The organism is Streptomyces sp. NPDC047869 (genome assembly GCF_040704065.1).
Taxonomy (GTDB): Bacteria; Actinomycetota; Actinomycetes; order Streptomycetales; family Streptomycetaceae; genus Streptomyces.
On record NZ_JBEYRK010000007.1, the window covers coordinates 256,511 to 281,708 of the forward strand.

Consider the following 25,198-nt stretch of genomic DNA (forward strand, 5'->3'; position numbering starts at 1 on the left):
GTCATCGTGGCATGAGCGGCCCACCCCCGGGTTACCCGGCCGCTCCGCACGTCGTCTGCGAAGGAAACGAAACGATGACCAGCGGCTACAACGGCCCGGAGGACCCCTTCGGAGAATTCTTCGCCCGCTTCTTCGGCGGCGCCGACGTCCCCGGCGGACGCGGCGGCCCCCGCCACATCGACATCGGCCGCCTGCTCAGCCAGCCGGCCCGTGAGCTGGTGAGAGGGGCCGCCCAGTACGCCGCCGAGCACGGCAGCCGCGACCTGGACACCGAGCACCTGCTGCGCGCCGCCCTCGCCGCCGAACCCACCCGGAGCCTGCTCAGCCGCTCCGGCGCCGACCCGGACTCACTGGCCACGGAGATCGACCACCGTGCCGGGCCCACACACCACCCGCCGGGCGACGCGCCGCCGCCGACCTCGCTGTCGCTCACCCCGGCCGTCAAGCGCGCCCTGCTGGACGCGCACGACATGGCACGCGCCAGCGGCGCCGGGTACATCGGGCCGGAGCACGTGCTGAGCGCGCTCGCCATGAACCCGGACTCGGCGGCCGGGCACATCCTGAACGCGGCGCGCTTCCAGGCGGGCCGTCTGCCGCCGGAGGCCCCCGAGGCCGCGCAGGCGCGCCCGGAGCGGCAGCGGCCCACCTCGACGCCGACGCTCGACAAGTACGGCCGCGATCTGACCGACATGGCCCGGCAGAGCCTGTTGGACCCGGTCATCGGCCGTGACCAGGAGATCGAACAGACCATCGAGGTGCTGTCCCGGCGCGGGAAGAACAACCCGGTGCTGATCGGCGACGCCGGTGTCGGCAAGACGGCCGTCGTCGAGGGGCTCGCGCAGCGCATCACGGACGGTGACGTGCCGGAGATGCTGGCCGGGCGCAGGGTGGTGGCCCTGGACCTGACCGGGGTCGTCGCCGGCACCCGCTACCGGGGCGACTTCGAGGAACGCCTGAACAACATCGTGGAGGAGATCCGCGCCCACTCCGACCAGCTGATCGTCTTCATCGACGAGCTGCACACCGTCGTCGGTGCCGGTTCCGGCGGCGAGAGCGGGGCGATGGACGCCGGCAACATCCTCAAGCCCGCCCTCGCCCGGGGCGAGCTGCACATCGTGGGCGCCACCACGCTGGAGGAGTACCGGCGGATCGAGAAGGACGCGGCGCTGGCCCGCCGGTTCCAGCCGATCCTGGTGCCCGAGCCGACGGTTCCGGACACCGTGGAGATCCTGCGCGGGCTGCGCGACCGGTACGAGGCCCACCATCAGGTCCGCTACACCGACGAGGCGCTGGTCGCCGCCGTGGAGCTGTCCGACCGCTATCTCACCGACCGCCGGCTGCCGGACAAGGCGATCGACCTGATCGACCAGGCCGGCGCCCGGGTACGGCTGGGCGCCGGGACCAAGGGCACGGACGTGCGCACGATGGAGCGCGAGGTGGAGCAACTGGTCCGGGACAAGGACCAGGCGGTCGCCGACGAGCAGTACGAGCAGGCCACGCAGCTGCGCGACCGGATCGGCGAGATGAAGCAGCGGATCGCGGAGTCCAGCCACGACGGGCAGGCCGACGAAGGGCAGCTCGAGGTGACGGCGGAGTCCATCGCCGAGGTGGTGTCCCGGCAGACCGGCATCCCGGTCAGCCGGCTGACCCAGGAGGAGAAGGAGCGGCTGCTCGCCCTGGAGGCGCATCTGCACCAGCGGGTGGTCGGCCAGGAGGAGGCGGTCGCGGTGGTCGCCGATGCGGTGCTGCGCTCGCGCGCCGGGCTGGCCAGCCCGGACCGGCCGATCGGCAGCTTCCTCTTCCTCGGCCCGACCGGCGTCGGCAAGACCGAGCTGGCCCGGGCGCTCGCGGAGGCGCTGTTCGGCAGCGAGGAGCGCATGGTCCGCCTCGACATGAGCGAGTACCAGGAGCGGCACACCGTCTCCCGGCTGGTCGGCGCCCCGCCCGGGTACGTCGGCCACGAGGAGGCCGGCCAGCTCACCGAGGTGGTGCGCAGGCACCCGTACTCGCTGCTGCTCCTGGACGAGGTGGAGAAGGCGCACCCGGACGTTTTCAACATCCTGCTCCAGGTGCTGGACGACGGCCGGCTCACCGACTCGCAGGGCCGCACGGTGGACTTCACCAACACCGTCATCGTGATGACCAGCAACCTCGGCTCCGACGTGATCAGCCGGCGCGGCGCCGGGATCGGCTTCGGGCCGGGCGGCGCCGACGCCGACGAGGAGGCACGGCGCGAGCAGATCCTGCGTCCGCTGCGGGAGCACTTCCGCCCGGAGTTCCTCAACCGGATCGACGAGATCGTCGTCTTCCGGCAGCTCACCGGCGAGCAACTGCGGCAGATCACCGACCTGTTGCTGGAGCGCACCCGTCGGCTGATGGACGGCCAGGGTGTGACGGTGCGGTTCACGGACGCGGCCGTCGAGTGGATCGCCGAGCGCGGCTACCAGCCGGAGTACGGCGCGCGCCCGCTGCGCCGCACCATCCAGCGGGAAGTGGACAACCAGCTTTCGCGGCTGCTGCTCGACGGCACGATCGCCAAGGGCAGCCGGGTGACGGTGGACGTCGCGGACGGGCGGCTGGACTTCCGAGTGGAGCGGGCCACACCGGCCGCTCCTTCGACGGCCGCTCCCCCGCCGTCCGCTCCTCCGGCGTCCGCTCCCCCGCAGGCCCCTGAATCCCCGCCGGCGGCGGGCACGGGGCCGGCGGCGGAGGCCCGGCCGGGCGAGGAGACCGGGCCGGCGGACGAACCTCCGCCGGCCGCGCCCGAGTCGTAGGCCCGATTCGCAGGGCGGCCGCGTGCGGGGCGGGGTTACGGTGCCGGGTTCACCACCATCGCCGAGCCGCCGCCCCGCCGTACCTTCTCGGCGGCCGCCAGCCACTTGCCGTCCGGCAGCCGCTGGACGGCGGTGGCCGCGCCGATCTCGGGGTTGAGCTTGAAGCTGTGCCCGATCGCCTCCAGCCGGGTCCGCAGGTCGCTGTCGTACAGCGCGGGTTCCAGTTCGGTCTGGGCGGCGTTGCGCTGGCTGGCGCGCGGTGCGGCGATGGCGTCCACCAGCGGCAGCCGCCGGTCCAGGAACCCGGTGAGGGTCTGCAGCACGGTCGTGATGATGGTCGCGCCGCCGGGTGAACCGAGCGCCACGACGGGCCTGTTGTGCCCGTCCAGGACGAGCGTCGGGGAGATCGAGGAGCGCGGCCGCTTGCCCGGTCCGGGCAGGTTCGGGTCGTGCACGGCCGGGTTGGCCGGGGTGAAGGAGAAGTCGGTCAGCTCGTTGTTGAGCAGGAAGCCCCGGCCGGGGACGGTGATGCCGCTGCCGCCGGTCTGCTCGATGGTGAGCGTGTAGGCGACGACGTTGCCCCACTTGTCGGCCACCGTGAGGTGCGTGGTGTTCTCGCCCTCATAGGTCGTCGGGGCCGCCTTGCCGCCGGTGCCGCAGGCCGCCGGATGGCTCGGGTCCCCCGGCGCGACCGGGCTGGTGAGCACCGCGTCGTCCTTGATCAGGCAGGCCCGCGAGTCGGCGAACCGCTGCGACAGCAGTCCCTTGGTCGGTACGTCCTCGAAGGCGGGGTCGCCCACCCAGCGGCCGCGGTCGGCGAACGCGATGCGGCTCGCCTCGATGTAGTGGTGCAGGTACTGCGCCTTGCTCGCCTTCGACAGGTCGGTCCGCTCCAGGATGTTGAGCGCCTCGCCGACGGTCGTGCCGCCGGAGGAGGAGGGCGCGATGGAGTACACGCCGAGGCCGCGGTACGAGGTCCTGGTGGGCGCCTGGAGCTTGGCCCGGTAGACGGCGAGGTCCTTCTCGGCCAGCTTGCCGGGGCGGGCGTTCCAGCCGGAGGCGGGGTCGACCGGCGGGTGTTCGACGGTCTTGACGATGTCGTCGCCGATGTCCCCGCGGTAGATCGCGCCGACGCCCTTGCGGCCCAGTTCCTCGTAGGTGCGGGCGAGTTCGGGGTTCCTGAGCGTGGAGCCGACGACCGGGAGCCGCCCGTTCGGGAGGAAGAGCTTCGCGGTGTCCGGGAAGTAGCGGAACCGGGTCTCGTTGGACGCGGTCTGCGACCGGAAGGTGTCGTCCACCGTGAATCCCCGGCGGGCGATCCGCTCGGCCGGCTTCAGGACCGTGCCGAGGCGTTCGCTGCCCCACTGGTCCAGTGCGGTCTGCCAGGTGGCGGGTGTGCCGGGGGTGCCGACGCTCAGGCCGCTGCTGACCGCGTCGACGAAGGCGAGCGGCTTGCCGTTCTCGGTGAACATCTCGGAGTCGGCGGACAGGGGCGCGGTCTCGCGGCCGTCGATGGTGTGGACGGTGCGGGTCCTGGCGTCGTAGTAGACGAAGTAGCCTCCTCCGCCGACGCCGGCCGAGTAGGGCTCGGTGACGCCGAGCGCGGCGGCGGTGGCGACGGCCGCGTCGACGGCGTTGCCGCCCTTCTTCAGCACTTCGATGCCGGCCGCGGAGGCGTCCGGGTCGACGCTGGAGACGGCGCCGCCGTAGCCGACGGCCACCGGGACCTTCGTGGCCGTGCCGCCGGTCCTCGCGGCGGGCGGCGCGGCCGCTCCCACCGAGACCACGACGGCCGAGACCGCCAGAACCGCCAGTTTCCGCGTGCCAGGACGACCCATCCGTACCTCCCGCAGGGACAAGTCCGCGCAGCGTAACGAGATTGCCTCCTAACCGACAGTACGCCTCGGGCACCTGCCACACGAACGTCACACCTCGAACACGGGTACGTAGTGGGCGTGTGGACCGCTAGCATGCGCGGCCATGAACGACGACGTGCGCAACATCGTCCTGGGGGTCGTAGCGGCCGGCGTCAGTGCCGCGCTGGGCTGGCTCGCCCGTACCTACCTGTGGCGGCGCAGGCTCCGCCGCAAGCAGGCCTTCTTCGGACTGCCGGACCACTCGGAGTCGCTGCTGGTGGTCAACCGCAACGCGGGCGGCCCGGAGCTCTCGGTGATGCGGCACGACGTGTTCGCCCTGCTGGAGCTCTCCGCCCTGATCAAGGACTGCAACGCGCACGCTCAGGTCGTGGCGCACGACGCGACCCAGCAGGGCTTCGGGGAACGCACGGAGTTCTGCCTCGGCGGGCCCAGCTCCAACCGCCGCATGGCGGCTCACCTGTCCTCCCTGCTGCCGGGCGTGGGGGTGAACACCGAGGCGGAGTCGGGTCCGGAGGCGGGCGCCTTCCGCATCGGCGGCGAGGACTACCGCGTGGAGGCCGGCAGAAGCGAGTACGTGCTGCTGGCCCGGCTCACCGCGGGCAACCGGGGCGAGGCCCGCCCGGTGTTCCTGTTCTGCGGGCAGCGGGCGATCACCAACCAGGCCGCGACCCGCTATCTCGCGCGCGGCCACGAGCGGTTGGCCCGCAAGTACGGCTCCGGCTCCTTCGTGCTGCTGCTGAAGGTGGTCAACTCGCAGGCGTACGGCCCCGATGTGGTGGAGCTGGTGGCGGACGTGACCCGGGCGGCCCGGGCACCGCTGCCGGAGGCCGCCGCGGCGGCCGCCTCTTAGCGCTTCAACAACCTTTACTCGCACGTAACTTACCGACAGGTTACTTACGGCGGGAGCGCGCGGTTACCGTCGGGTCACTTTGCACCTTACCGAGTCACCGAGTGAGGAGTGACCCCATGAGAACTGGTCGCACCGGCCTGCGCACCTCCGCCGTCGGCGCCGTCGCCACGGCGCTGATCGCCGGTACGGTCGTCGGGCTGGCCCCCGCCGCCCAGGCCGCCCCGTCCGTACGGTTCGTCGACATCACCGGCGCCGGCGGCACCGTACTGAAGGCGAACGTCATCACGCCCGCGAGCGCCGACGGCTCGCGCGCCTACCCGCTCATAGTGCTGCCCACGAGCTGGGGCTTTCCCCAGGCGGAGTACCTGGCCCAGGCGCGGAAGCTGGCCGAATCCGGGTACGTGGTGCTGACGTACAACGTGCGCGGGTTCTGGCAGTCCGGCGGCGAGATAGAAGTGGCCGGTCCGCCGGACACAGCGGACGCCTCCAAGGTGATCGACTGGGCACTGGCCAACACCCCGGCCGACGAGCAGCACATCGGCATGGCCGGGGTCTCCTACGGCGCCGGCATCAGCCTGCTGGCCGCCGCCCAGGACAAGCGGATCAAGGCGGTCGCCGCGCTCAGCGGCTGGGCCGACCTGATCGGCTCCATCTACTCGGGCCGCACCCAGCACGTCCAGGCGGGCGCCGTGCTGGACGGCGTGGGCACCCTCACCGGCCGGGAGAGTCCCGAAGTCCGGCAGGTCTTCGACCGCTTCTACGCCGGTGACCTGTCCCACGAGCAGGAGATGATCGACTGGGGGCGGAAGCGTTCCGCCGCGACCTACGTCGACCGGCTGAACCGCAACGGCGCCGCCGTGCTGCTCGCCAACGCCTGGGGCGACACGGTCTTCCCGGTCAACCAGTACGCCGACTTCTACCAGAAGCTGACCGGGCCGAAGCGGCTGGAGCTGCGCCCCGGCGACCACGCGACCGCCGAGCTGACCGGTCTGTTCGGAGTGCCCAACGACGTGTGGACGGACACCGGGCGCTGGTTCGACCACTACCTCAAGGGCGCCGGCAACGGCATCGACCGTGAGCAGCCGGTCCAGCTCAAGTCCCGTAGCGCGGGGGGATACGAGGGCTACCCGGACTGGAAGTCGGTCGGCGCGACCCGCCGGAAGATCGCGCTCGCCGGCTCCACCACCATCCACACAGGCGTCGACTCGGGCGCGGACGGCGGGATCGTCTTCCTCTCCAGCATCCTGGACCAGGTGGCCAAGCTGCCGCCCGTCGCCTGGATTCCGCTGCTGCCGCGCCGCTGGGCGGCCGTGTGGCAGTCGGAGCGGTACGGCACGGCCCAGCGGGTGCGCGGCACGGCGGCGCTGCACACCACGCTCACCCCGACCGCGGAGAGCGGCACCCTGGTCGCCTATCTGTACGACGTGGGCCCGCTCGGCTTCGGCAAGCTGGTGACCAACGCACCCCTCACCTGGCACGGGCGGACGCCCGGTGAGCCGTTCGACGTGGATCTGGACCTGTTCTCCACCGCCTACGACGTGCCCGCCGGGCACCGCCTCGCGCTGGTGGTGGACACGGTCGACCCGCTCTACCTCGAGCACAACCCGTCCGGCGCGCAGCTGACCTTCTCCTCGCCGGCGGACGACCCGTCGTACCTGTCAGTCCCCGTGCGCGAGCAGTGATCTCCGGCTGCCGCCGGACGAGCCTGGCCCGTATGAACTGCCGCCCCCCTACGGTCTCGGGGCCGTGGGGGGTTCCCCACCCGGCAGCAGCGCCCCAGGACCGGCCGTGACGACCGTCACCGCGTCAGTCCTGGGACTGCGCTGCTCACGGCGGGACACCCAGCCGGCGAACCACGAGAGCAGCATGCACATCCCGATGTAGATAGGCGAGATCACCATCACCACGGGGATGAACGGCAAATCGTAGTCGAGGTTGGACGCGATGAGCTTCCCCGCGTGGAGGAACTCCTCATACGTGATGAGAAAGCCCAGGGAGGTGTCCTTCAGGGCGACCACCAACTGGCTGATGACAGCGGGCAGCATGGCCCGCACGGCCTGCGGTCCGAGGACGTGCGCCATGACCTGGGACTTGCGCATGCCGAGCGCGAACGCGGCCTCGCGCTGGCCGCGTTCGACGGCGCGCACGCCCGAGCGCAGCACCTCGGCGAGCACGGAGCCGTTGTAGAGGGTGAGTCCGGCGACCAGGGCGGTCAGCGGCTGCGCCTTCAGCGCCACGAAGATGAAGAAGATCATCACAAGCACCGGCATGGCCCGGAAGAACTCCACGACCACCGTGGCCGCCCAGCGCACCGGCCGGTGGTCGGAGAGCCGTCCCGTCGCGAGCAGTCCGCCGAGGGCGAGCGAGAGCACGGCCGCCAGCGCGAACGCCTTCAGCGTGTTGCCGAGGCCCCGCAGGAGCAGCTTCTGGATGCCCTGGTACTCGAACGGCATCCACTTGGTGTAGGTGAACTGGCCGGTGTCCAGGAGGAGATACAGGATCCAGGTGAGGAGGCCGAGGAGGACGACGGCGGACAGGACGCCGTACATCGTGTGCCGTCGCCTGGTGCGCGGGCCCGGGAGATCGTAGAGCGCGGTGGACCCGGTCACCGTGCCACCCCCCACTTCCGTTCCAGCAGGTGGAACAGGGCGCTGATGGCGAGGGTGACGATCAGGTATCCCACGGCGATCCAGACGAAGGTCCAGACGATGTTGTAGCCCAGCTCGTTGATCGTCTTGTAGGTGCCGAGCAGTTCGGTGACGCTGAACGCGCCCGCGATCGCGGAGTTCTTGGCGAGGGCGATGAGGGTCGAGCCGACCGGCGGGATCACGGACCGGAACGCCTGGGGCAGCACGACCAGGGACAGTGTCTGCCCGAAGCTCATGCCGAGGCTGCGGGCCGCCTCGCCCTGCCCCTTGGGCACGGTGTTGATGCCCGAGCGCAGCACCTCGCAGATGAACGCCGAGGTGTAGCAGCCGAGGGCGAGGACCGCGAACACCTGGAAGGGCAGGACGACTCCGAACCGGGGCAGTCCGAGCAGCACCGCGAAGAACAGCAGGGTGAGCGGGGTGTTGCGCAGGACGGTCACCCAGACGGTGCCGAAGACGCGCAGCGACCCGACGGGCGCGACCCGGAACGAGGCCATCAGGAAGCCCAGGACCAGCGCCAGCAGGGAGGCCCAGACGGTCAGTTGGACGGTGCCGAGGAAACCCTGCCAGTAAGTGGACCAGTTGTCCTTCAGTACGTACATGCCGTCCTCGCTCAGCTCGCCGGGTAGCGGTCGATCGCGGGCGGGTGGGGGGCGGGCACACCGGACAGGCCCAGCGTCGCGTCGTACGCCTTCTTCCAGTCGCCGTCGCGCTCACGCGCCCGGAGGGCGTCGTCGAGGGCCAGGCGCAGCGCGGTGTCGCCGTGCGGGACGCCGATGCCGTACGGCTCCTTCGAGAAGGGCCTGCCGACGACCTTCAGCTCGCGGGGCGCCTTGGCCGCGTAGCCGATGAGGATCGCGTCGTCGGTGGTGACCGCGTCGACCTGGTAGGTGAGCAGGTTGTCGACGCAGATGGAGTAGGTGTCGTAGGCGACGAGGACCGCCTTCGGGTAGTCGGACCGCATGCGCTGGTACGGCGTCGAACCGGCCGCCGAGCAGACGCGCTTGCCGTCGAGGTCCTCGGGGCCGTGGATGTCCTTCTCGTCCCGGCGGACGAGGAGGGACTGGCCGGCGAGGTAGTAGGGGCCGGCGAAGCCGACGAGTCTCTTGCGGTTGTCGTTGATGGTGTAGGTGCCGACGTAGTAGTCGATCTGGCCGTTCTGCAGGGCGGTCTCGCGGTTGGCGGAGGCGATCGTTCTGAACCGGATGGTCTTCGGGGGGAAGCCGAGGGAGGCGGACAGCATCCTGGCGATCTCGATGTCGAAGCCGGAGTAGGCGCCGGTCGCCGGGTCCTTCTCGCCGAGGTAGGGCTGGTCCTCCTTGGCGCCGACGACGAAGTGGCCGCGCTTCCTCGCGCGGGCCCAGGTCCTGGACGCGGGCAGCGTGAACCCCTCTCTCACCTGGTACTTGGGGAGCTTCTCGGGCGCCGGGCCCTTGCCGGGAGGGCTGCCCTCCCGGCCGCAGGCGGCGGCGAGCAGCGCCAGCAGCAGGCAGACGGCGCGGGGCGCACGGGCGGTACGGAACACGGGTCGTACTCCCCCGGTCAGTGCTTGAGGATCTTGGACAGGAAGTCCTTGGCGCGGTCGCTGCGCGGGTTGGTGAAGAACTCCTCCGGGCTGCGGTCCTCGACGATCCGGCCGTCGGCCATGAAGACCACGCGGTTGGCGGCGGAGCGGGCGAAACCCATCTCGTGGGTGACGACGACCATGGTCATGCCGTCCCGGGCGAGCTGCCGCATGACCTCCAGGACCTCGTTGATCATCTCGGGGTCGAGGGCCGAGGTGGGCTCGTCGAACAGCATCGCCTTGGGTTCCATGGCGAGGGCACGGGCGATGGCCACCCGCTGCTGCTGCCCGCCGGAGAGCTGTGCGGGGTACTTGGCGGCCTGGTTCAGCAGGCCGACACGGTCGAGGAGCTCCCGGGAACGGCGGTCCGCGTCCTCCTTGCCGCGCCCGCGGACCTTGGTCTGGGCGAGGGAGACGTTCTGCAGGACCGTCTTGTGGGCGAAGAGGTTGAAGGACTGGAAGACCATGCCGACCTCGGCGCGGAGCCGGGCGAGGGCCCTGCCCTCCTCGGGCAGCGGCCGTCCGTCGAGCGTGATCGTGCCGGACTCGATGGTCTCCAGGCGGTTGATGGTCCGGCACAGCGTCGACTTCCCCGATCCGGAGGGGCCGATGACCACGACCACCTCGCCCCTGCCGACGGTGAGGTCGATGTCCCGCAGGACATGCAGCCCCCCGAAGTACTTGTTGACGTCACGCAGCTCGATCAACGGATCGGCGGCCATCCGCAGCCCTACTCACTCTCAGCCGTGTCCCGGTCCCGCAAGCTATCCAGACGGACGCGGAGTTGACCGGCGACACGCACCTTTCGAGCATTAGCCGTATTTACACTGTTCAGGCCTCGGAGACCTCGGCGTAAAACTGCGACAGTTCGGGGACTCCGCTCGCGGCCCACTCCTGCCCCGACCGCACGACCTCGAACTCACGGCCGGAGGCGAGCCGTACGACCGGTTCGCCGTCGGTCCGGATCCGCCAGGCGGCGCCGGGCACGGTGCGCACCACGACCGTGCCCACGTACAGCCCCGCGTCGTTGCCCAGCCAGGGCAGGATCTCCGCGTCGTCGCGCCAGCGCGGGACCAGCTGGTCCAGTGCCTCCAGGGAGGCCGGGGAGTCGTCGAGGCGGACACCCGCCTGGGCCGCCTGCGAGCGGAGCAGTTCGCACTCGGACAGCAGCGCGGCGATCGCCTCGGGGTCGGCCGGAAGCGCCGCGCGGCCGTTCTTGTGGTGCCGGTGGCCCAGGAACGGAATGTTCATGGGCCAAGCGTGGCATCACACGTCCAGGTCGACCACCACCGGCGCGTGGTCGGACGCGCCCTTGCCCTTGCGCTCCTCGCGGTCCACGTAGGCGTCCTTCACGGCCCCTGCGAAGGGCTCGTTGCCATAGACCAGGTCGATGCGCATGCCGCGGTTCTTGGGGAAGCAGAGCTGGCGGTAGTCCCAGTAGGTGTAGGGGTGGTCGTACTTCAGGGGCCGCGGGACGATGTCCGCGAGGCCCGCCCCGCGCAGGGAGGCGAGGGCGGCCCGCTCGGCCGGGGTCACATGGGTGGAGCCCTCGAAGGCGGCCCGGTCGTAGACGTCCTCGTCGGTCGGCGCCACGTTGTAGTCGCCGAGCACCGCGAACGGGCGGCTGCCGGCGGCGTCACCGGCGACGGCGGCCCGCAGGGCCTCGAACCACTGGAGCTTGTAGGCGTAGTGCGGGTGCTCCACCTCACGGCCGTTGGGCACGTACACCGACCAGACGCGGACCGGGCCGCAGGTCGCCGCGAGGGCGCGCGGCTCGGTCACGCCGTCGTAGCCCGGGTCGCCGGGCAGGCCCTTGACCACGTCCTCGACGCCGACGCGGGAGAGCACCGCCACGCCGTTCCACCGGCCGGTGGCGTGCACCGCCGCCTCGTAGCCCAGCTCACGCAGCGGCTCGAACGGGAACTGCTCCTCGGCGACCTTCGCCTCCTGGAGGCAGAGCACGTCGGTGCCGCTGCTCTCCAGCCAGGCGAGCAGCCGCGGCAGGCGGGCGGTGATCGAGTTCACGTTCCAGGTGGCGATGCGCATGTCTCACAACCTACCCGCCGGGTGTGACAACCGGCCCCGCTCACAGCTCGGCCGACGCCCCCGGGGCGAGCCGCCGGTGGTCCGTGCCGCCCAGGCGGCCGATGTGGCCGTCGTAGATGGGGCGGGCGAGATCGGTGAGCAGTGCGTCGTGCACGTCGAAGGCGCGCTGCGGCTCGACCTCGCGGACGTAGTCGATGACCTCGGCGATCTTGTTCCAGGGAGCCATCACCGGGACCATCAGGGTCTCGACCGGCCGCCCGGGGACGGTGAGGGCGTCGCCCGGGTGGAAGACCCGGCCGCCGTCGATCAGGAAGCCGACGTTGGTGACGCGCGGGATGTCGGGGTGGATCACCGCGTGCAGCTCGCCGTGGACCTGCACGTCGAAGCCGGCGGCGGTGAAGGTGTCGCCGTGGCCGACGGTGTGCACCCGGCCCGGGTGGGCCGCGGCGAGCCGGTCGGCCACCGACTTCAGGGTCCAGATCTCCGCGCCCGGGCGGGCCTCGAGCGCGGCCCGCAGCCGGCCCTCGTCGAAGTGGTCCGGGTGCTCGTGCGTGACCAGGATCGCGTCGGCGCCGGCCGCCGCGTCCTGCTCGCTGAACCCGCCCGGGTCGATCACGAGCGTCCGCCCGTCCTTCTCGAGGCGGACGCAGGCGTGGGTCTTCTTGGTGAGCCTCATGACTCCCCATCCTGCCGCGTGCGGCGGCCGGGGGCCTCACTCGGCGGGCGTGGTCTCCTCCCGGACGACCTGCTGGGCCACCCGGAACGCCCGGCTCGCCGCCGGCACTCCGCAGTACACGGCCGCCTGGAGCAGCACTTCCCTGATCTCGTGCGGGGTGAGTCCGTTGCGCAGGGCCGCACGGACGTGGAGGGCCAGGTCCTCCAGGTGGCCGCCGGCGATCAGCGCGGTGAGCGTGACGCAGCTCCGGGTGCGGCGGTCCAGGCCGGGCCGGTCCCAGATCTCGCCCCAGGCGTAGCGGGTCATGAACTCCTGGAAGTCCTCGGAGAACTCGTCGGCCTGCGCCAGCTCCTGGTCGACGTGCGCGTCGCCCAGCACCTCCCGGCGCACCTTCAGCCCGCTCTGGTACCGGTCGGGCGGCCCGAGCGGCTGCGCCGGCACGAACGGGGCGATCTCGGCGACGGGCACCACCTGCGGCGGCGCGGCGACGGCCGGGTGGACCGGGGCGGCCGGCAGGGCGGTCTGGCCGGTGTCGTAGGGCTGCTGCCAGGCGGTGGAGAAGTGGCGGACCAGCAGGTCGGTGACGGCGGCGGGCTGCTCGACCGGGACCAGGTGGGAGGCGCCGGGGACGACCGCGAGCCGGGCGTCCGGGATGCCGGCCACCAGGGTGCGGGCCTCGGCGGGGCCGGTGACCTGGTCGTCGGAGCCGACCAGCACCAGCGTCGGCACTCCGACCCGGCCCAGCTCGGGCCGCACGTCGAAGCCGGCCAGGGCCTCACAGGCGGCGATGTAGCAGCCCGGGTCGGTGGTGCGCACCATCTGCACGGCCCACTCGGTGATGGCGGGCTGGGCGGCGGCGAACCCGCCGGTGAACCAGCGGTCGGGGGAGGTACGGGCGATCGGGTCCAGCCCGTTGGTGCGGACGATCACCCCGCGCTGGCGGAACTCGTCGGCGGTGCCGAACCGGGGCGAGGCTGCGACCAGCGCGAGTGAGGCGAGGCGCTCGGGGCGGCGCAGGGCCAGTTCGAGGCCGACCGCGCCGCCGAGGGCGCAGCCCGCGTAGCCGAAGCGCTGCACGCCGACCGCGTCCAGCGTGGCCAGCAGCCGGGCCACCAACTCGCCGACGGAGGGGGCCGGATGGGCGGGTGCGCCTCCGTGGCCCGGCAGGTCGAACCGGAAGACCCTCCACTGCTTCGTCAGCTCGGGGATCTGCCGGTCCCACATGTGCCATGTGGTACCCAGTGAGGGACCCAAGATCAGGACCGGAGCGTCTTCTGGCCCGTCAAAGCGGTATTGCAGGGTGTTCGGTGGTGTCTCACTCACGCCCCAGACCCTCTCACGTCTCACGGACGCCCCTATAACGCGGGGGCGCGGGAAACCGGTCTGACCAGGTTGAAGACCTCGCGGGCGGCATATCGCTTGAGGCACCGGATGATCTCGCGTCGGGTCTTGCCTTCATGGGTGCGGCGTTCGTAGTACGCCTGGGTGCGCGGGTCGTGGCGCAGGCGGGTGAAGACGATGCGGTGCAGGGCGGCGTTCGCCTGCCGGTCGCCGCCGTAGTTGAGTCGGTGCGTGCTCCGACAGCCCGAGGAGTACTCGATGGGGCTGACTCCGCAAAGGGCAGCAAAGGACGCCTCGGTGTTCAGCCGGTCGGGGTTGTCTCCCATGGTGATCAGGAGAGTGACGGCGCTGTCCGGACCGATGCCCACCGGTTCGAGCAGCTGCGGGGCGTGGCGTTCGACGAGCCGGGTCAGGCGCTGGTTCAGCTCATCGATCTGCCCGGTGAGCTGCTCAACGCGCTCGGCGAGCATACGCAATGTCAGGTGGGTGGCCTGGGCCACCGCGTCCTCGTCTCCCCCACCGCCGGATAGGCCGAGGCGTGCGCAGGTGCGGAACAGCTCGCGGTTGCCCAGGCTGGACAGCTGTTCCCGCAGTGCGGGGTCGGCGATGACCAGGACGGCTTTGGACGCTGGGTCACCGAGGGCAACCCGAACGGCCAGGGCCCGATCCTCGCCCGCTTCCACCCAGAGGACAACGGACGCGTCGGATACGCCCTCGACAACCTCTACGTCTACTTCTGGGCGTGGTCCACCTGGAAGGTATTCGACCAGTTGACTGCCTCGGGAGCGCCGAAGGCCCCCAGCGGGATCGTCGCCCTCATCACCAACTCCGGATACCTGGACAGCGAGGGATCGGCCGGCATGCGCCACTACCTGCGCGAGGCCGCCGACGAGGGGTGGGTCATCGGTCTCTCCCCCGAGGGCGCCTACTCCGACACCCGCACCCGTGTCTTCCAGGACGTTAAGCGGGAGATCTGCATCGCCGTCTTCGTCCGCCATGGCGCCCCGGACGCGGGTACACCGGCGCGGGTCTGGCGACTTGACGTCCCCGCGGGCACACGCGAGGAGAAATTCAACTGGCTGGAGGGGCTTGGCCTGGACGGTCATCGCGACGGGACCTCCTGGCAACTATGTCCCACACAGTGGACCGCGCCTTTTCACGTCCTGTCCGACTCCGAGTGGTCGGCAATGCCACCGGTGGACGCCCTGCTGCCCTGGACGAGCTCCGGCAACAAGAACAACCGCAGCTGGCCCGTCTCACCCAGCCGGGACGTCCTGGAGAGCCGGTGGCGCAGGCTCGTCCAAGCCCCAGCGGAGGACAAGGCCGCACTGCTGAAAACCACCAGAGACCGCCGTCCGGATAAGCCGGAACCGCCACTGCCCGGGCAGCAGGAAAGGGAAAGCCTTGCCGCGGAGAAGGAGACGTTGCCGGTTACTGTTCCCTACGGCCGGATGACCTTCGACAGGCAGTACATCATCGCGGACAGGCGAGTGATCGACTTTCCGCGACCGGCCTTGTGGTTCGCCCGCAACGACCAGCGTCAGATCTACCTGTCCGAACTCCACACGGAATCAGGCCGTCCGGGGCCGGCGGTGAGTTTCACTGCCCTGCTGCCCGACATGCACCACTTCAAAGGCACCGAAGGCGGCCGCGTCGCCCCTCTCTACCGCCCCCCCCACCAGGCTGAACCAAACGTCACCCCTGGCCTGCTGCGGCTGCTCACCAAGACGCACGGCGTGACGGTCACCGCCGAGGACCTCTTCGCGTACATCGCGGGAACAGCCGGCCACAGCGGCTACACCCGCCGCTTCGCCGCGAACCTCGCCGAGCGCGGTGTCCGTATCCCTATAACACGCGACCCGGCTCTATGGGCGGAGCTCGTGGAAGTGGGCAGGCGCACGGTGTGGATCCACACGTACGGCCAGCGCTTCGCCTCCCACCACGACAGTTCGCCTGGCTCGTCCCCAAGGCTTCCCCCGGAGGAACAACCGGAATGCGTCGTCGTGATCGGACAGGACGACGGATTACCTGCGGACATCTCCTACGACGCGTCCACGCGAACCCTCACGGTGGGCACGGGCTGCATACGTCCGGTGGCGCCGGAAGTCTGGGACTATCGGATCGGCGGGGTGCAGGTGATCCGAAAGTGGTTCAGCTTCCGCAAGCGCAAGCCAGACGTGGAACGGCAGACCTCGTTGAACGACATCCTGCCCCCGACCTGGCTTGCCCGGTGGACCGTTGACTTGCTTGACCTCATCAACGCGCTCGGGCTCCTCGTAGCCCTCGAACCCCGACAGGCCCGGCTGCTGGACGCAGTGACCAGCGGCCCGCTCATCAGCACCGACGACCTACGGGGCGAGGGCATCCTGCCCGTACCTGCCTACGCAACCAAGGAACCGAAACCGCCGCGGAAGTCTCGACGCGCCCCCGACCCTGGTCAGGAGAGCCTCGACTTCTCGGACTGACACCCCTCCGGGCTGAGTGCCTGACGCCCGCAACATCAACGGAATATTTGCACGACGACGCCCCGCCGCAGCGCCAGTGGGGCGTCGTTGTATCAGGACCCCGTCTACGCAGAACCCCCGCCGGAGCGATCCTACGAGAATCCTCACCTGTCACGACTGCCCCTACGAGCGTCTCGCCGAGCACGCCCGCATCCGCACCCACCTGGTGGTCCTGGCCGAGCACCTGGCCACCGAGCGCCTGGACGCGCTCGCCCACAGAGGTGCCCCGCACCCGGCAGCGGCCTGCCGCGCGTGCTGTTCGTGTGCAGCCATAACGCCGGTCGCTCCCAGATGGCCGCCGCCCTCCTCGCCCACCGAGCGAACGGCCACGTGGTCGTCTCCTCCGCGGGCGAACACCCCCGTGCCGCGGTAGACCGGGTCGTCGCACAGGTGCACCGAGGCCGGCGTGGACCTCACGGACGCGTTCCCCAAGCCGCTGACCGACGAGGTCGTGCAGGCTGCCAACATCGTCATCACGATGGGCTGCGGGGACGCCTGCCCCGTGCTGCCGGGGCGCCGCTAACTGGACTGGCCCGCCACCGACCCAGAGGACGCCCCGATCGCTGTCGTCCGGAGCATCCGGTACGAGATCGACGCCCACATCACCGAGCTGCTCGCCTCCCTGCCGAGTACCTGACCCCGCACCCGATCCGCACCACCTGCTTGACCCACTGACGAAGGAAGAATCCGATGTCCTCCAGCCCGCTCGCATCCGTGCTGTTCGTCTGCGTCCACAACGCCGGCCGCTCCCAGATGGCCGCCGGATTCCTCAGCCACCTCGCGGGCGACCGGATCGAGGTCCGTTCCGCCGGCTCCATCCCGGGCGACCAGGTCAATCCCGCCGCGGTCGAGGCCATGGAGGAAGTCGGCGTCGACATCTCCGCAGCCAAGCCGAAGATCCTCACCACGGAGGCCGTCCAAGCGTCCGACTACGTCATCACCATGGGCTGCGGCGACGCCTGCCCCATCTTCCCGGGCAAGAAGTACCTCGACTGGGCCCTGGAGGACCCGGCCGGCAAGGGTGTCGAGGCCGTCCGCCCCATCCGAGATGAGATCCAGAAGCGCATCGAGGCCCTGATCGCCGAGATCGACACGCACCAGACGGCGTGACCTCAGTGACGGACCACGGCATACGCGAGGTCGTCGTCATCGGTTCCGGCCACCGCCGGACAAACCGCTGCTCTCAACACCGCGCGCCCAGCTCGAGCCGCTCGTCCTCGACGGTTCGATCTTCTTGAGCGGTACACCCACCACGAGAAGAAGTGACTGACCTCAGGGATCAGCTCTGTGCCACGGTGCATCGGGGCGAGTGACGCGTGCGTCGGCGGCGAGCTGGAGGGCGTACACCGGCCGGGCGCCAGGAACGGGTCCGAGGTAGTGGTGGCCGGTCATGTGGCACCAGGCGGGTAGGTCGAGCGGGGCGGCGGGGTCGGTGGCGATGACGTGCACGACCGTGCCCACCTCGGCGTCGTCGATCTCCTTGCGGAGGCGGAGCAGCAGGGTGACGCAGAGCAGACCGGTGCCGTCGACGGTGATGTCCGGCGCCGGAGTTTCGGGTTGCGTGTGGGTCATCGGCGGTAGGCGGTGGCGGCGACGGCGGGCAGCATGGCGAGGGCGAGTACGCCGCCCGTGAGAGCGAGGACGGGGTAGCTGGTCGCCGCCACCACGATTCCGGAAGAGATGCCGCCGGTGGCGCCGGCGATGGCGATGGAGACGTCGACCATGCCCTGGGTCTTCGCTCGTGTGGCGAGCGGCACGGAGTCGGTGATGATCGCGGTGCCCGACACGAGGCCGAAGTTCCAGCCAAGGCCCAGCAGAGCCAGAGCGAGCGCGAGGAGCGCAACGGAGTCACCGGGCGCGGTGGCGGCGAAGACGCCGGCGGCCAGGAGGGTGAGGCCGGAAGCAGCGGCGAGCTTCATGCGGCCGAAGCGGTCGACGAGCCAGCCGGTCAGCGGTGAAGGCAGGTACATGGCGCCAATGTGGACGGCGATGACGAGGCCGGAGGCGGCGGTGCCATGGCCATGGTCGTGCATGTGGACCGGGGTCATCGTCATGATCGCGACCATTACCAGCTGCGTGAGGACCATGACGAGAGCGCCCAGAACGACACCGCCACGAGCCTCGTGAGCGGATGCGGTGGTGTCGGCAGGGGTGACGCTCTGCTCGGTCGCGGCGAGGTCGCGGGCCACGAGCAGCGGGTCGGGGCGCAGGCAGGTGGCCAGGACGAGGGCGGCGAGGCCATAGGCGGCACCGGACAGAAGAAAGGGGCCTGCCAGGTTGGGAATGCCGAGGGATTGGGCGAGGTCGCCGGTGGGGGCGGCAAGGTTGGGGCCTGCGACGCCGCCGAGGGTGGTGGCGACCAGGACGGTGGAGACGGCGCGGGCGCGGTGGGCGGGGGCGGCGAGGTCGGCTCCGGCGTAGCGGGCCTGGAGGTTGGTGGCGGTGCCCGCGCCGTAGACGAACAGGGCGAGGAAGAGCAGGACCGGGTTGTCCAGGACGGCTGCGGTGATGACGCCCATGCTGCCGACGGCTCCCGTCAGATAGCCGGCGGCCAGGCCCGGTCTGCGGCCCCGGGCCTGGGAGATGCGGCCGACGACCACGGCGGTGAGCGCCGACCCGGCGGTGAACAAGGCGCTGGGCAGACCCGCGAGGCTGGTCGTGCCGAGCATGTCCTGGGCGAGCAGGGCGCCGACGGTGACACCGGCGGCCAGACCGGCGCCGCTGAGGATCTGGGAGGCGACCAGGACACGCAGGATGCGGCGCTGCGCGTGGGCGGCGTCGGGTATGGAGCCCGTCGTACTGGCTGATGCGGTGCTGGTCATGTCTCTTCCCATGGTCAGGGGCGGCCAGGGCCGCGTTGGCCGTAAGGCGGGCGGAGGGGTACGGGTGGTCAGGTGTCGGCGAGGGACCGGGTGAGGTCGCCGGTGAGGATCACCGGCGAGGCCGAAGAAGTCCGTCAGGTGCGGGAGCGCTGCCTCGGCCACCCGCGGATCGATGAGGGTGTGGCATTGTGGCCGGGTCCGTCGGCCGGCTCCGGATGTGCGAGTCCGGCTCCGCATGTCATGCGAGGTTCCCGGGGTCGACGGGCAGCTCGGCCAGGCGCCACTCCAGCATGCCGTCGTCGAGGCGGATGGCCCTACGTCCGCGATCGGTCAGCAGGCGTACGGCGTCGTAGGCGAGCACGCAGTACTCCCCGCGGCAGTAGACGACGATCTCCGTGCCCTCGGGCAACTCGTTGATGCGGTCGGCCAGTTCCTCGACCGGGATGGAGACCGCGCCGGGGATGTGCCCAGCCTGGTACTCCTCCACCGGCCGCACGTCCAACACCACCACGTCGCCCGCCGCCACGCGGGCGCGCAGTTCCTCGCGGCTGACTTCCGCCGCGCCGTCCTCACCCAGGTAGGCGTCCCGCGCCGCGGGCACGGCGGCCTGGTGTCGCTCGGCGACCTTGCGCAGCAGCGCGAACAGCTGCGCCACGTCGTCACCGGCGAGCCGGTAGTGGATACGCACGCCCTCACGTCGGGTGGCGACGAACCCGGCCTGCTTGAGGGTCTGGAGGTGCGCCGATGCTGTCGTCAGGTTCAGCCCCGCCGTCTTGGCCAGGGCGTCCACCGTGCGCTCGCCCTGGGCCAGCAGGTCGAGCAGCTCCAGTCGCTTTCCGCTGGCCAGCGCCTTGCCGCTGGCTGCGAACGCCTCGTACAGCTGCGCCTTCGTACCGGCCTTGGTCTTGGCCGTGGTGCTTCCCGCCATGCCGTCCTCCATAAATCCATGGAATAGTGTAGATCAAGGCGGGAGTCGTGACCACACGCCCTCCCGCATCCGAACCCTGGAGGACCTGATGGGCTTCGCCGACGACCACCTGATACCCCTGGTCGACGCCGGACTCGGCAACAGCGCCTACCTCGTCGACCTCGGCGACGGCCGCGCCCTGGCCGTCGACGCGAGCCGCGACCTGCGCGCCCTGCGGGAAGCCGCCGAGCGGCGCGGCCTGACCGTGGCGTACGCGGCGGACACGCACCTGCACGCGGACTTCCTCTCCGGCGCCGTTCAGCTCGCCCACGACCAGGCGGCCACCATTCTGGCCTCCGCCGCCGGGCACCGCGCCTTCCCGCACCACGGCCTGGCCGACGGTGACGAGGTCGACCTGGGCGGCCTGACCCTGCGGGCCCTGGCCACCCCCGGCCACACGGACGAGCACCTGGCCTTCCTCCTCCTGGACGACGACCGCGAACTGGGCGTCTTCACCGGCGGCTCGCTGCTCGTGAACTCCGCCGCCCGCACCGACCTCCTCGGCGCCAACCGCGCCGACGAGCTGTCCCGCGCCCAGTACCGCTCGCTCAAGCGCCTCACCACGCTGCCCGACGAGGTCGCCGTCTGGCCCACCCACGGCGCCGGATCCTTCTGCTCCGCCCCGCCCGGCAGCGAACGCACCTCCACCATCGGCGCGCAGAAGCAGACGAACCCGCTGCTGGCCGCATCGGACGAGGACACCTTCGTACGCCGTCTGCTGGCCGGCGTGGGCAGCTACCCCGCCTACTTCGGCCGACTCGCCGAGGCCAACCGGCGCGGCCCGGGCGTCCTCACCTCCGCCCTGCCGCTGTCCGCGCTCGACGCCGGTCAGGTGAGGGCCCTGCTCGCCGACGGCGGGCACGTGGTCGACGTGCGCCCGGCGGCCGACTACGCGGCCGGCCACATCCCCGGCGCCCTGTCCATTCCGCTGCGGGACCAGTTCGCCACCTGGCTGGGCTGGCTCCTGCCCGACACCGCCCCGCTCGCCTTCGTCACGAACGACGACCAAGACCTGGGCGATATCGTCTGGCAGGCGTACAAGATCGGCTACGAGCGTCTGGCGGGATACCTCGCCGGCGGTATGCCCGCCTGGCTGGGCGACGGCAACCAGCAGGCCACCACCGCGTTCGTCACCGCCGACCGCGCCGGGGACCGCCCCTACCTCGACGTACGGCAGGAAGCCGAGTTCACCACCGGACACGTCCCCGGCGCCGTCCACATCGAACTCGGCGGCCTCGCCGCCCACGCCGTCAATGCCCCTCAGGGGCCGGTCGTGGCCTGCGGCCACGGCGAGCGCGCCATGACCGCCGCCAGCCTCCTCGAGCGCGCGGGCCACACAGACATCGCCGTCCTCGACGGCGGACCGGCCGACTACGCCGCCGCCCACGGCCGCCGCCTCATCCAGGCCACCGAAGGTGCCGGCGCATGAACACCACTCGCACCGCCGCCGCTCCGGCCGTCCGCCTGGGCCTGCGGGAGAACTGGCTCCAGTTCACCCTGCTCGTCGTCGTCAACGTCTGCGTCGGCGGCCTGGTCGGCCTGGAACGCACCACCGTCCCCCTCATCGGCGCCCGCGTCTTCGGCCTGACCAGCGACCTGGCCGTCTTCTCCTTCATCATCGCCTTCGGGGTCACCAAGGCTCTGACCAACCTCGCGGCCGGCGCCCTGACCGCCCGTTACCGCCGCAAGCAACTCCTCGTCACCGGCTGGCTGATCGGCATTCCCGTCCCCTTCGCCCTCGCGTGGGCGCCCTCCTGGGGCTGGATCGTCGCCGCCAACGTCCTGCTCGGCCTCAACCAGGGCCTGACCTGGTCGATGACCGTCAACATGAAGATCGACCTCGTCGGCCCCGCCCGCCGAGGTCTGGCCACCGGCCTCAACGAGGCCGCCGGGTACACCGCCGTGGGCACCACCGCCCTGATCACCGGTTACCTCGCCACCGCCTACGGACTGCGCCCCGTCCCGGAGTTGATCGGCGTCGTCTTCGTCGCCGCCGGCCTCGCCCTGTCCCTCGTCGTCCGCGACACCGCCGCCCACGTCGCCCTCGAACTCGCCCAGCACACGGGGCCCCTGGCCACCGACGAGGACACGGGGCTGAAGGCCACCTTCGCCCGGGCCTCCTGGCACGACCGCTCCCTGCGCGGCGCCAGCCAGGCCGGACTGGTCAACAACCTCAACGACGGCCTCACCTGGGGCGTCTTCCCCCTCCTGTTCACCGACCACGGCCTCGGCCTGGCCGCTGTCGGCCTGATCAAGGGCCTCTACCCGATCCTGTGGGGCCTCGGCCAGACCTACACCGGCCACCTATCCGACCGCATCGGCCGCAAACCCCTCATCGTGTACGGCATGCTCGTCCAGGCCGTCGGCTTCGTCCTCGCCCTCGCCCTCCTGGGCCGCCCCCTACTCGCCGGGGTCCTCTCCGCGGTGTTCCTGGGCATCGGCACCGCCATGGTCTACCCGGCCCTGATCGCCTCCGTCTCCGACCACGCCCACCCCGCCTGGCGCGCCAGCGCTCTGGGCACCTACCGCTTCTGGCGCGACATCGGCTACGCCGCCGGCGCCCTGGTGGCGGGAATCCTCGCCGATGCCTTCGGCCTGAACGCCACCGTCATCGCCGCCGCCGTCCTCACCGCCGCCTCCGCATTCTTCGCCGCCCGCTGGATCACCGAACACCGAGCCTGACAACCCGTCCGGGACGCCGCTTGATACTCAGGCGCAGCAGTCGCACCCGGGACGGCAGCCGCAGCCCTCGGCCTCGGCGCCGGGAAGGGGCATCGCCGCGGCGGGAGCCGCACAGCAGCCCTTGCCCTGCCAGGCGTCGCGTCCCTCCTTAAGAGCGACGACAGCGATGACGAGGGCAGCGACCGGGTCGGCCCAGGACCAGCCGAGGGTGGCGTTGAGGACCAGCCCGACCAGCAGCACGGCGGACAGATACGTGCACAGCGGAGTCTGCTTGGAGTCGGCGACCGCGCTGGCGGAGCCGAGTTCGCGTCCGGCCCTGCGCTGGGCGGCGGACAGGAACGGCATGACGGTCAGGGAGAGCGCGGCGAGCACGATGCCGGGGATGGAGCGTTCGGCTTCGCTGGTTCCGGTCAGTGCCCGTACGGCGTCGACGGTGACGTAGGCGGCCAGCGCGAAGAAGGAGACGGCGATGATCCGCAGGGTGGTCTTTTCCCGCGCTTCCCGTACGGCGTGCTCGCGGGCGGAGAACTGCCAGGCCACCGCGGCGGCGGAGGACACCTCGATGACGGAGTCCAGGCCGAAGCCGACCAGCGCGGTGGAGGAGGCGACGGTGCCGGCGGTGATCGCCACGATCGCCTCTGCGACGTTGTAGGTGATGGTCGCGGCGACCAGCAGCCGTACGCGACGGGTCAGCGCCTCGCGGCGGGCCGGGGCGGGGCCCAGGGAGATGGACGTCTCCGCGCTCATGGTCAGCAGCACCCCTTGGCGTCGGCGTCCGGGCAGGTGCGGTTGGTCTCGACCGCGAGGACGGCGGTGCGCAGGTCGTCGAGCGCGTGGCCGAGGCGTTCGTCGGCGAGTTCGTAGCGGGTGCGCCGCCCGTCGGGGACCGTGACGACCAGGCCGCAGTCACGCAGGCACGCCAGGTGGTTCGACAGTCGCGTGCGCGAGATGTCGAGGGCTTCGGCGAGGTCGGCCGGGTAGGCGGGTGCTTCGCGCAGGGCGAGCAGGATGCGGCAGCGGATCGGATCGGCGAGGGCGCGGCCGAACCGGGCCAGTACGTCGATGCCGTGGGTGGCGGTCAGCATCCCACGACAGTACAAGAAATCCTGAATTCACGAAATGCTGAACTTATGGGCCTCCGTGACCGAGCGGCCTGGGCATCGGCCGCATCCGGGTACCGACCGGCCCATCGCCTCAGACGAAGGGCCCTGGCACGGGGAGCTGCCCGGGCGGAGGATGAGGAGTGCGAGAAGCCTCCCGAGGAGGTGCGTTCTGGTGATGTACTGGGACGGTGGCGGCTGGACCTGGATGGCGTTCATGCCGCTGTTGTGGATCGTGTTGATCGGGCTGGTGGTCTGGGCCGTGATTCACCTGGCGCGGCACCCGAGCGGTGGTCAGGGTGGCGGCGCGGATCGCGGGTGGGCTCCCGGAGAGACTTCGCGGGAGACTCCGGAGGAGATCCTCGACCGGCGCTTCGCCTCGGGCGAGATCGACGCGGACGCCTACCACGAGGCGCGCAAGCACCTCGCCACGCACCGCCCGGGGCCGAAGTGAGCCGGCTGCGTGGCCGTTGGCTGCCTCTGACCGTGCTGGTCGGTGCGCTTGCCGCGCTGATCGTGTCCGTTGCCTGGGTGGCGGGCAGCGGCTTCGAGCGGACCGGCCCGACCGCCATGATGGGCTCCCTCGCCCGCGGTGAGCCAATGCGCAACCTGGCCGACGCCGATCGCGCCGCCGGGCGCTTCGCCAGCCGGTGGAATCTTCATGTCGGCGAGGTCATGCAGTTCAGCAAGAACTACTACGCGGAACTCCTCGACGTCCACGGCAAGCACGCCACAGAAGTCCTCGTCGAGCCGGGATCGGGTGCCGTACACCTGGAGTACGGGCCGGCCATGATGTGGAACACCGCCTACGGCATGATGCCCGGCTACGGCATGACACCCGGCCGCGCCCCGAGCCGCGCAGCGGCGATCAAGCCCGACCGTGCCGTCCGGATCGCGGACCAGTGGCTGCGCGACCACCGCTCCGGGCTGCATGCCGCCCAGCCCGATGCCTTTCCTGGCTACTACACCTTGCACACCCTGCGCGACGGCCACATCGTGGGCATGCTCTCGGTCAACGCGACCACCGGTGACGTCTGGTACCACACCTGGCACGGCCGCTTCCTCCGCATGAGCCCCGCCATGGACCGATGACTGCACCACTGTGGCGTTTGCTGGGCGGCGCACTGACGAAATGCATGGACCTCCCGGCAAGTGCAATCGCAAAGTAGGCACGCCTGGAAGCGTCACAGGAATACAGACCGCATGAGGCGCCCACCACATCGTGGCGTCAGTGGAGCCGTGAGACGACGAAGCCGCACCGGAACGCTTCGGTGCCCCGCGGCGCATGAGGAACACTGGATCAGTACCCATCCCCGATCCGGAAGCAGGACATGCACGCCACGCCCG

24 protein-coding genes and 2 pseudogenes are annotated in these 25,198 nt (G+C 71.0%); 11 read left to right on the forward strand and 15 right to left on the reverse strand.

Annotated elements, in window-relative coordinates; all coding sequences use genetic code 11:
• Positions 1–74 precede the first annotated feature (74 nt).
• On the forward strand, positions 75–2,774 hold the full coding sequence (locus AB0924_RS12620; protein WP_366911351.1) for an ATP-dependent Clp protease ATP-binding subunit: 2,700 nt from the start codon (positions 75–77) through the stop codon (positions 2,772–2,774).
• 35 nt (positions 2,775–2,809) lie between these two features.
• Here the strand turns inward: AB0924_RS12620 and ggt are convergent, their stop codons facing one another.
• Positions 2,810–4,612 (reverse strand): gamma-glutamyltransferase, encoded by a 1,803-nt coding sequence (gene ggt, locus AB0924_RS12625; protein WP_366911352.1) that lies wholly within the window; start codon positions 4,610–4,612, stop codon positions 2,810–2,812.
• A gap of 142 nt (positions 4,613–4,754) precedes the next feature.
• Here ggt and AB0924_RS12630 point away from each other — a divergent pair, with 142 nt between their 5' ends.
• Positions 4,755–5,501 carry a hypothetical protein gene (locus tag AB0924_RS12630; protein ID WP_358927677.1) on the forward strand — a complete coding sequence of 249 codons (747 nt, stop codon included), beginning with the start codon at positions 4,755–4,757 and terminating at the stop codon, positions 5,499–5,501.
• A 116-nt stretch (positions 5,502–5,617) separates the two neighbouring features.
• Positions 5,618–7,183, forward strand: coding sequence for an alpha/beta fold hydrolase (locus AB0924_RS12635; RefSeq protein ID WP_366911353.1), 1,566 nt, complete (start codon positions 5,618–5,620; stop codon positions 7,181–7,183).
• Positions 7,184–7,231: 48 nt separating this feature from the next.
• Here the strand turns inward: AB0924_RS12635 and AB0924_RS12640 are convergent, their stop codons facing one another.
• From AB0924_RS12640 to AB0924_RS12680, 9 genes are all read right to left on the reverse strand, one after another.
• Positions 7,232–8,110: an amino acid ABC transporter permease gene (locus AB0924_RS12640; protein ID WP_358927673.1), complete on the reverse strand. Its 879-nt coding sequence runs from the start codon at positions 8,108–8,110 to the stop codon at positions 7,232–7,234.
• Positions 8,107–8,751: an amino acid ABC transporter permease gene (locus AB0924_RS12645; RefSeq protein ID WP_366911354.1), complete on the reverse strand. Its 645-nt coding sequence runs from the start codon at positions 8,749–8,751 to the stop codon at positions 8,107–8,109. The genes AB0924_RS12640 and AB0924_RS12645 overlap by 4 nt, the downstream gene beginning before the upstream one ends.
• 11 nt (positions 8,752–8,762) lie before the next feature.
• Complete coding sequence (locus AB0924_RS12650; RefSeq protein WP_366911355.1) at positions 8,763–9,674, reverse strand: glutamate ABC transporter substrate-binding protein; 912 nt, start codon at positions 9,672–9,674, stop codon at positions 8,763–8,765.
• A 17-nt stretch (positions 9,675–9,691) separates the two neighbouring features.
• Entirely contained in the window at positions 9,692–10,435 is a 744-nt protein-coding gene (locus AB0924_RS12655) for an amino acid ABC transporter ATP-binding protein (protein ID WP_358927667.1), read from the reverse strand.
• Positions 10,436–10,544: 109 nt separating this feature from the next.
• A complete protein-coding gene (locus tag AB0924_RS12660; RefSeq protein WP_358927665.1) occupies positions 10,545–10,964 on the reverse strand; it encodes a DUF6278 family protein in 420 nt (139 codons plus the stop codon).
• A gap of 15 nt (positions 10,965–10,979) precedes the next feature.
• Positions 10,980–11,759, reverse strand: a complete 780-nt coding sequence (locus AB0924_RS12665) for an exodeoxyribonuclease III (RefSeq protein ID WP_358927663.1) — start codon at positions 11,757–11,759, stop codon at positions 10,980–10,982.
• A 40-nt stretch (positions 11,760–11,799) separates the two neighbouring features.
• Complete coding sequence (locus AB0924_RS12670; protein ID WP_358927661.1) at positions 11,800–12,435, reverse strand: MBL fold metallo-hydrolase; 636 nt, start codon at positions 12,433–12,435, stop codon at positions 11,800–11,802.
• 36 nt (positions 12,436–12,471) lie between these two features.
• Positions 12,472–13,758 carry a 4-carboxymuconolactone decarboxylase gene (gene pcaC, locus AB0924_RS12675; protein WP_366911356.1) on the reverse strand — a complete coding sequence of 429 codons (1,287 nt, stop codon included), beginning with the start codon at positions 13,756–13,758 and terminating at the stop codon, positions 12,472–12,474.
• Between the two features lie 32 nt (positions 13,759–13,790).
• The gene (locus AB0924_RS12680) at positions 13,791–14,459 is read right to left on the reverse strand and encodes a transposase (RefSeq protein ID WP_366911357.1); all 669 of its coding nucleotides are present in this window, start codon (positions 14,457–14,459) and stop codon (positions 13,791–13,793) included.
• Between the two features lie 177 nt (positions 14,460–14,636).
• Between AB0924_RS12680 and AB0924_RS12685 the strand changes: the two genes are divergently transcribed.
• The 4 genes and pseudogenes from AB0924_RS12685 to AB0924_RS12700 all read left to right on the forward strand — a co-directional run bounded on the left by AB0924_RS12685 (position 14,637) and on the right by AB0924_RS12700 (position 17,390).
• The gene (locus AB0924_RS12685; protein ID WP_366911358.1) at positions 14,637–16,241 is read left to right on the forward strand and encodes a type ISP restriction/modification enzyme; all 1,605 of its coding nucleotides are present in this window, start codon (positions 14,637–14,639) and stop codon (positions 16,239–16,241) included.
• Positions 16,242–16,317: 76 nt separating this feature from the next.
• Positions 16,318–16,482: pseudogene (locus AB0924_RS12690) on the forward strand (three-helix bundle dimerization domain-containing protein); the annotation flags it as partial.
• An 89-nt stretch (positions 16,483–16,571) separates the two neighbouring features.
• A pseudogene (locus tag AB0924_RS12695) lies at positions 16,572–16,616 on the forward strand (hypothetical protein); the annotation flags it as partial.
• Between the two features lie 354 nt (positions 16,617–16,970).
• On the forward strand, positions 16,971–17,390 hold the full coding sequence (locus tag AB0924_RS12700; protein ID WP_366911360.1) for an arsenate reductase ArsC: 420 nt from the start codon (positions 16,971–16,973) through the stop codon (positions 17,388–17,390).
• A gap of 162 nt (positions 17,391–17,552) precedes the next feature.
• Here AB0924_RS12700 and AB0924_RS12705 read toward each other — a convergent pair whose 3' ends face one another.
• The 3 genes from AB0924_RS12705 to AB0924_RS12715 form a co-directional block, all read right to left on the reverse strand.
• Positions 17,553–17,852, reverse strand: coding sequence for a sulfurtransferase TusA family protein (locus AB0924_RS12705; protein WP_366911361.1), 300 nt, complete (start codon positions 17,850–17,852; stop codon positions 17,553–17,555).
• Positions 17,849–19,102 carry an MFS transporter gene (locus AB0924_RS12710; RefSeq protein WP_366911363.1) on the reverse strand — a complete coding sequence of 418 codons (1,254 nt, stop codon included), beginning with the start codon at positions 19,100–19,102 and terminating at the stop codon, positions 17,849–17,851. Before AB0924_RS12710 ends, AB0924_RS12705 begins: the two co-directional genes overlap by 4 nt.
• A gap of 238 nt (positions 19,103–19,340) precedes the next feature.
• Positions 19,341–20,030: a metalloregulator ArsR/SmtB family transcription factor gene (locus tag AB0924_RS12715; RefSeq protein ID WP_366911364.1), complete on the reverse strand. Its 690-nt coding sequence runs from the start codon at positions 20,028–20,030 to the stop codon at positions 19,341–19,343.
• Positions 20,031–20,118: 88 nt separating this feature from the next.
• On the opposite strand from AB0924_RS12715, the gene AB0924_RS12720 reads away from it, so the two are divergent.
• A complete protein-coding gene (locus AB0924_RS12720; protein WP_366911365.1) occupies positions 20,119–21,498 on the forward strand; it encodes an MBL fold metallo-hydrolase in 1,380 nt (459 codons plus the stop codon).
• Positions 21,495–22,751, forward strand: coding sequence for an MFS transporter (locus tag AB0924_RS12725; RefSeq protein ID WP_366911366.1), 1,257 nt, complete (start codon positions 21,495–21,497; stop codon positions 22,749–22,751). The genes AB0924_RS12720 and AB0924_RS12725 overlap by 4 nt, the downstream gene beginning before the upstream one ends.
• 27 nt (positions 22,752–22,778) lie before the next feature.
• Here the strand turns inward: AB0924_RS12725 and AB0924_RS12730 are convergent, their stop codons facing one another.
• Positions 22,779–23,498: a cation transporter gene (locus AB0924_RS12730; RefSeq protein ID WP_366911367.1), complete on the reverse strand. Its 720-nt coding sequence runs from the start codon at positions 23,496–23,498 to the stop codon at positions 22,779–22,781.
• A gap of 2 nt (positions 23,499–23,500) precedes the next feature.
• Complete coding sequence (locus tag AB0924_RS12735; RefSeq protein WP_366911368.1) at positions 23,501–23,836, reverse strand: metalloregulator ArsR/SmtB family transcription factor; 336 nt, start codon at positions 23,834–23,836, stop codon at positions 23,501–23,503.
• Between the two features lie 193 nt (positions 23,837–24,029).
• Here AB0924_RS12735 and AB0924_RS12740 point away from each other — a divergent pair, with 193 nt between their 5' ends.
• Positions 24,030–24,305 carry an SHOCT domain-containing protein gene (locus tag AB0924_RS12740; protein WP_366911380.1) on the forward strand — a complete coding sequence of 92 codons (276 nt, stop codon included), beginning with the start codon at positions 24,030–24,032 and terminating at the stop codon, positions 24,303–24,305.
• Positions 24,302–24,943 carry a hypothetical protein gene (locus tag AB0924_RS12745; protein ID WP_366911369.1) on the forward strand — a complete coding sequence of 214 codons (642 nt, stop codon included), beginning with the start codon at positions 24,302–24,304 and terminating at the stop codon, positions 24,941–24,943. Before AB0924_RS12740 ends, AB0924_RS12745 begins: the two co-directional genes overlap by 4 nt.
• Positions 24,944–25,198: the final 255 nt, after the last annotated feature.

Coding starts and splice junctions, on each gene's coding strand:
- AB0924_RS12620 (WP_366911351.1), top strand. CDS start 75: ATGACCAGCGGCTACAACGGCCCGGAGGACCCCTTCGGAGAATTCTTC.
- ggt (WP_366911352.1), bottom strand. CDS start 4,612: ATGGGTCGTCCTGGCACGCGGAAACTGGCGGTTCTGGCGGTCTCGGCC.
- AB0924_RS12630 (WP_358927677.1), top strand. CDS start 4,755: ATGAACGACGACGTGCGCAACATCGTCCTGGGGGTCGTAGCGGCCGGC.
- AB0924_RS12635 (WP_366911353.1), top strand. CDS start 5,618: ATGAGAACTGGTCGCACCGGCCTGCGCACCTCCGCCGTCGGCGCCGTC.
- AB0924_RS12645 (WP_366911354.1), bottom strand. CDS start 8,751: ATGTACGTACTGAAGGACAACTGGTCCACTTACTGGCAGGGTTTCCTC.
- AB0924_RS12655 (WP_358927667.1), bottom strand. CDS start 10,435: ATGGCCGCCGATCCGTTGATCGAGCTGCGTGACGTCAACAAGTACTTC.
- AB0924_RS12660 (WP_358927665.1), bottom strand. CDS start 10,964: ATGAACATTCCGTTCCTGGGCCACCGGCACCACAAGAACGGCCGCGCG.
- AB0924_RS12665 (WP_358927663.1), bottom strand. CDS start 11,759: ATGCGCATCGCCACCTGGAACGTGAACTCGATCACCGCCCGCCTGCCG.
- AB0924_RS12670 (WP_358927661.1), bottom strand. CDS start 12,435: ATGAGGCTCACCAAGAAGACCCACGCCTGCGTCCGCCTCGAGAAGGAC.
- AB0924_RS12685 (WP_366911358.1), top strand. CDS start 14,637: ATGCGCCACTACCTGCGCGAGGCCGCCGACGAGGGGTGGGTCATCGGT.
- AB0924_RS12700 (WP_366911360.1), top strand. CDS start 16,971: ATGTCCTCCAGCCCGCTCGCATCCGTGCTGTTCGTCTGCGTCCACAAC.
- AB0924_RS12705 (WP_366911361.1), bottom strand. CDS start 17,852: ATGACCCACACGCAACCCGAAACTCCGGCGCCGGACATCACCGTCGAC.
- AB0924_RS12710 (WP_366911363.1), bottom strand. CDS start 19,102: ATGACCAGCACCGCATCAGCCAGTACGACGGGCTCCATACCCGACGCC.
- AB0924_RS12715 (WP_366911364.1), bottom strand. CDS start 20,030: ATGGCGGGAAGCACCACGGCCAAGACCAAGGCCGGTACGAAGGCGCAG.
- AB0924_RS12720 (WP_366911365.1), top strand. CDS start 20,119: ATGGGCTTCGCCGACGACCACCTGATACCCCTGGTCGACGCCGGACTC.
- AB0924_RS12725 (WP_366911366.1), top strand. CDS start 21,495: ATGAACACCACTCGCACCGCCGCCGCTCCGGCCGTCCGCCTGGGCCTG.
- AB0924_RS12730 (WP_366911367.1), bottom strand. CDS start 23,498: ATGAGCGCGGAGACGTCCATCTCCCTGGGCCCCGCCCCGGCCCGCCGC.
- AB0924_RS12735 (WP_366911368.1), bottom strand. CDS start 23,836: ATGCTGACCGCCACCCACGGCATCGACGTACTGGCCCGGTTCGGCCGC.
- AB0924_RS12740 (WP_366911380.1), top strand. CDS start 24,030: ATGTACTGGGACGGTGGCGGCTGGACCTGGATGGCGTTCATGCCGCTG.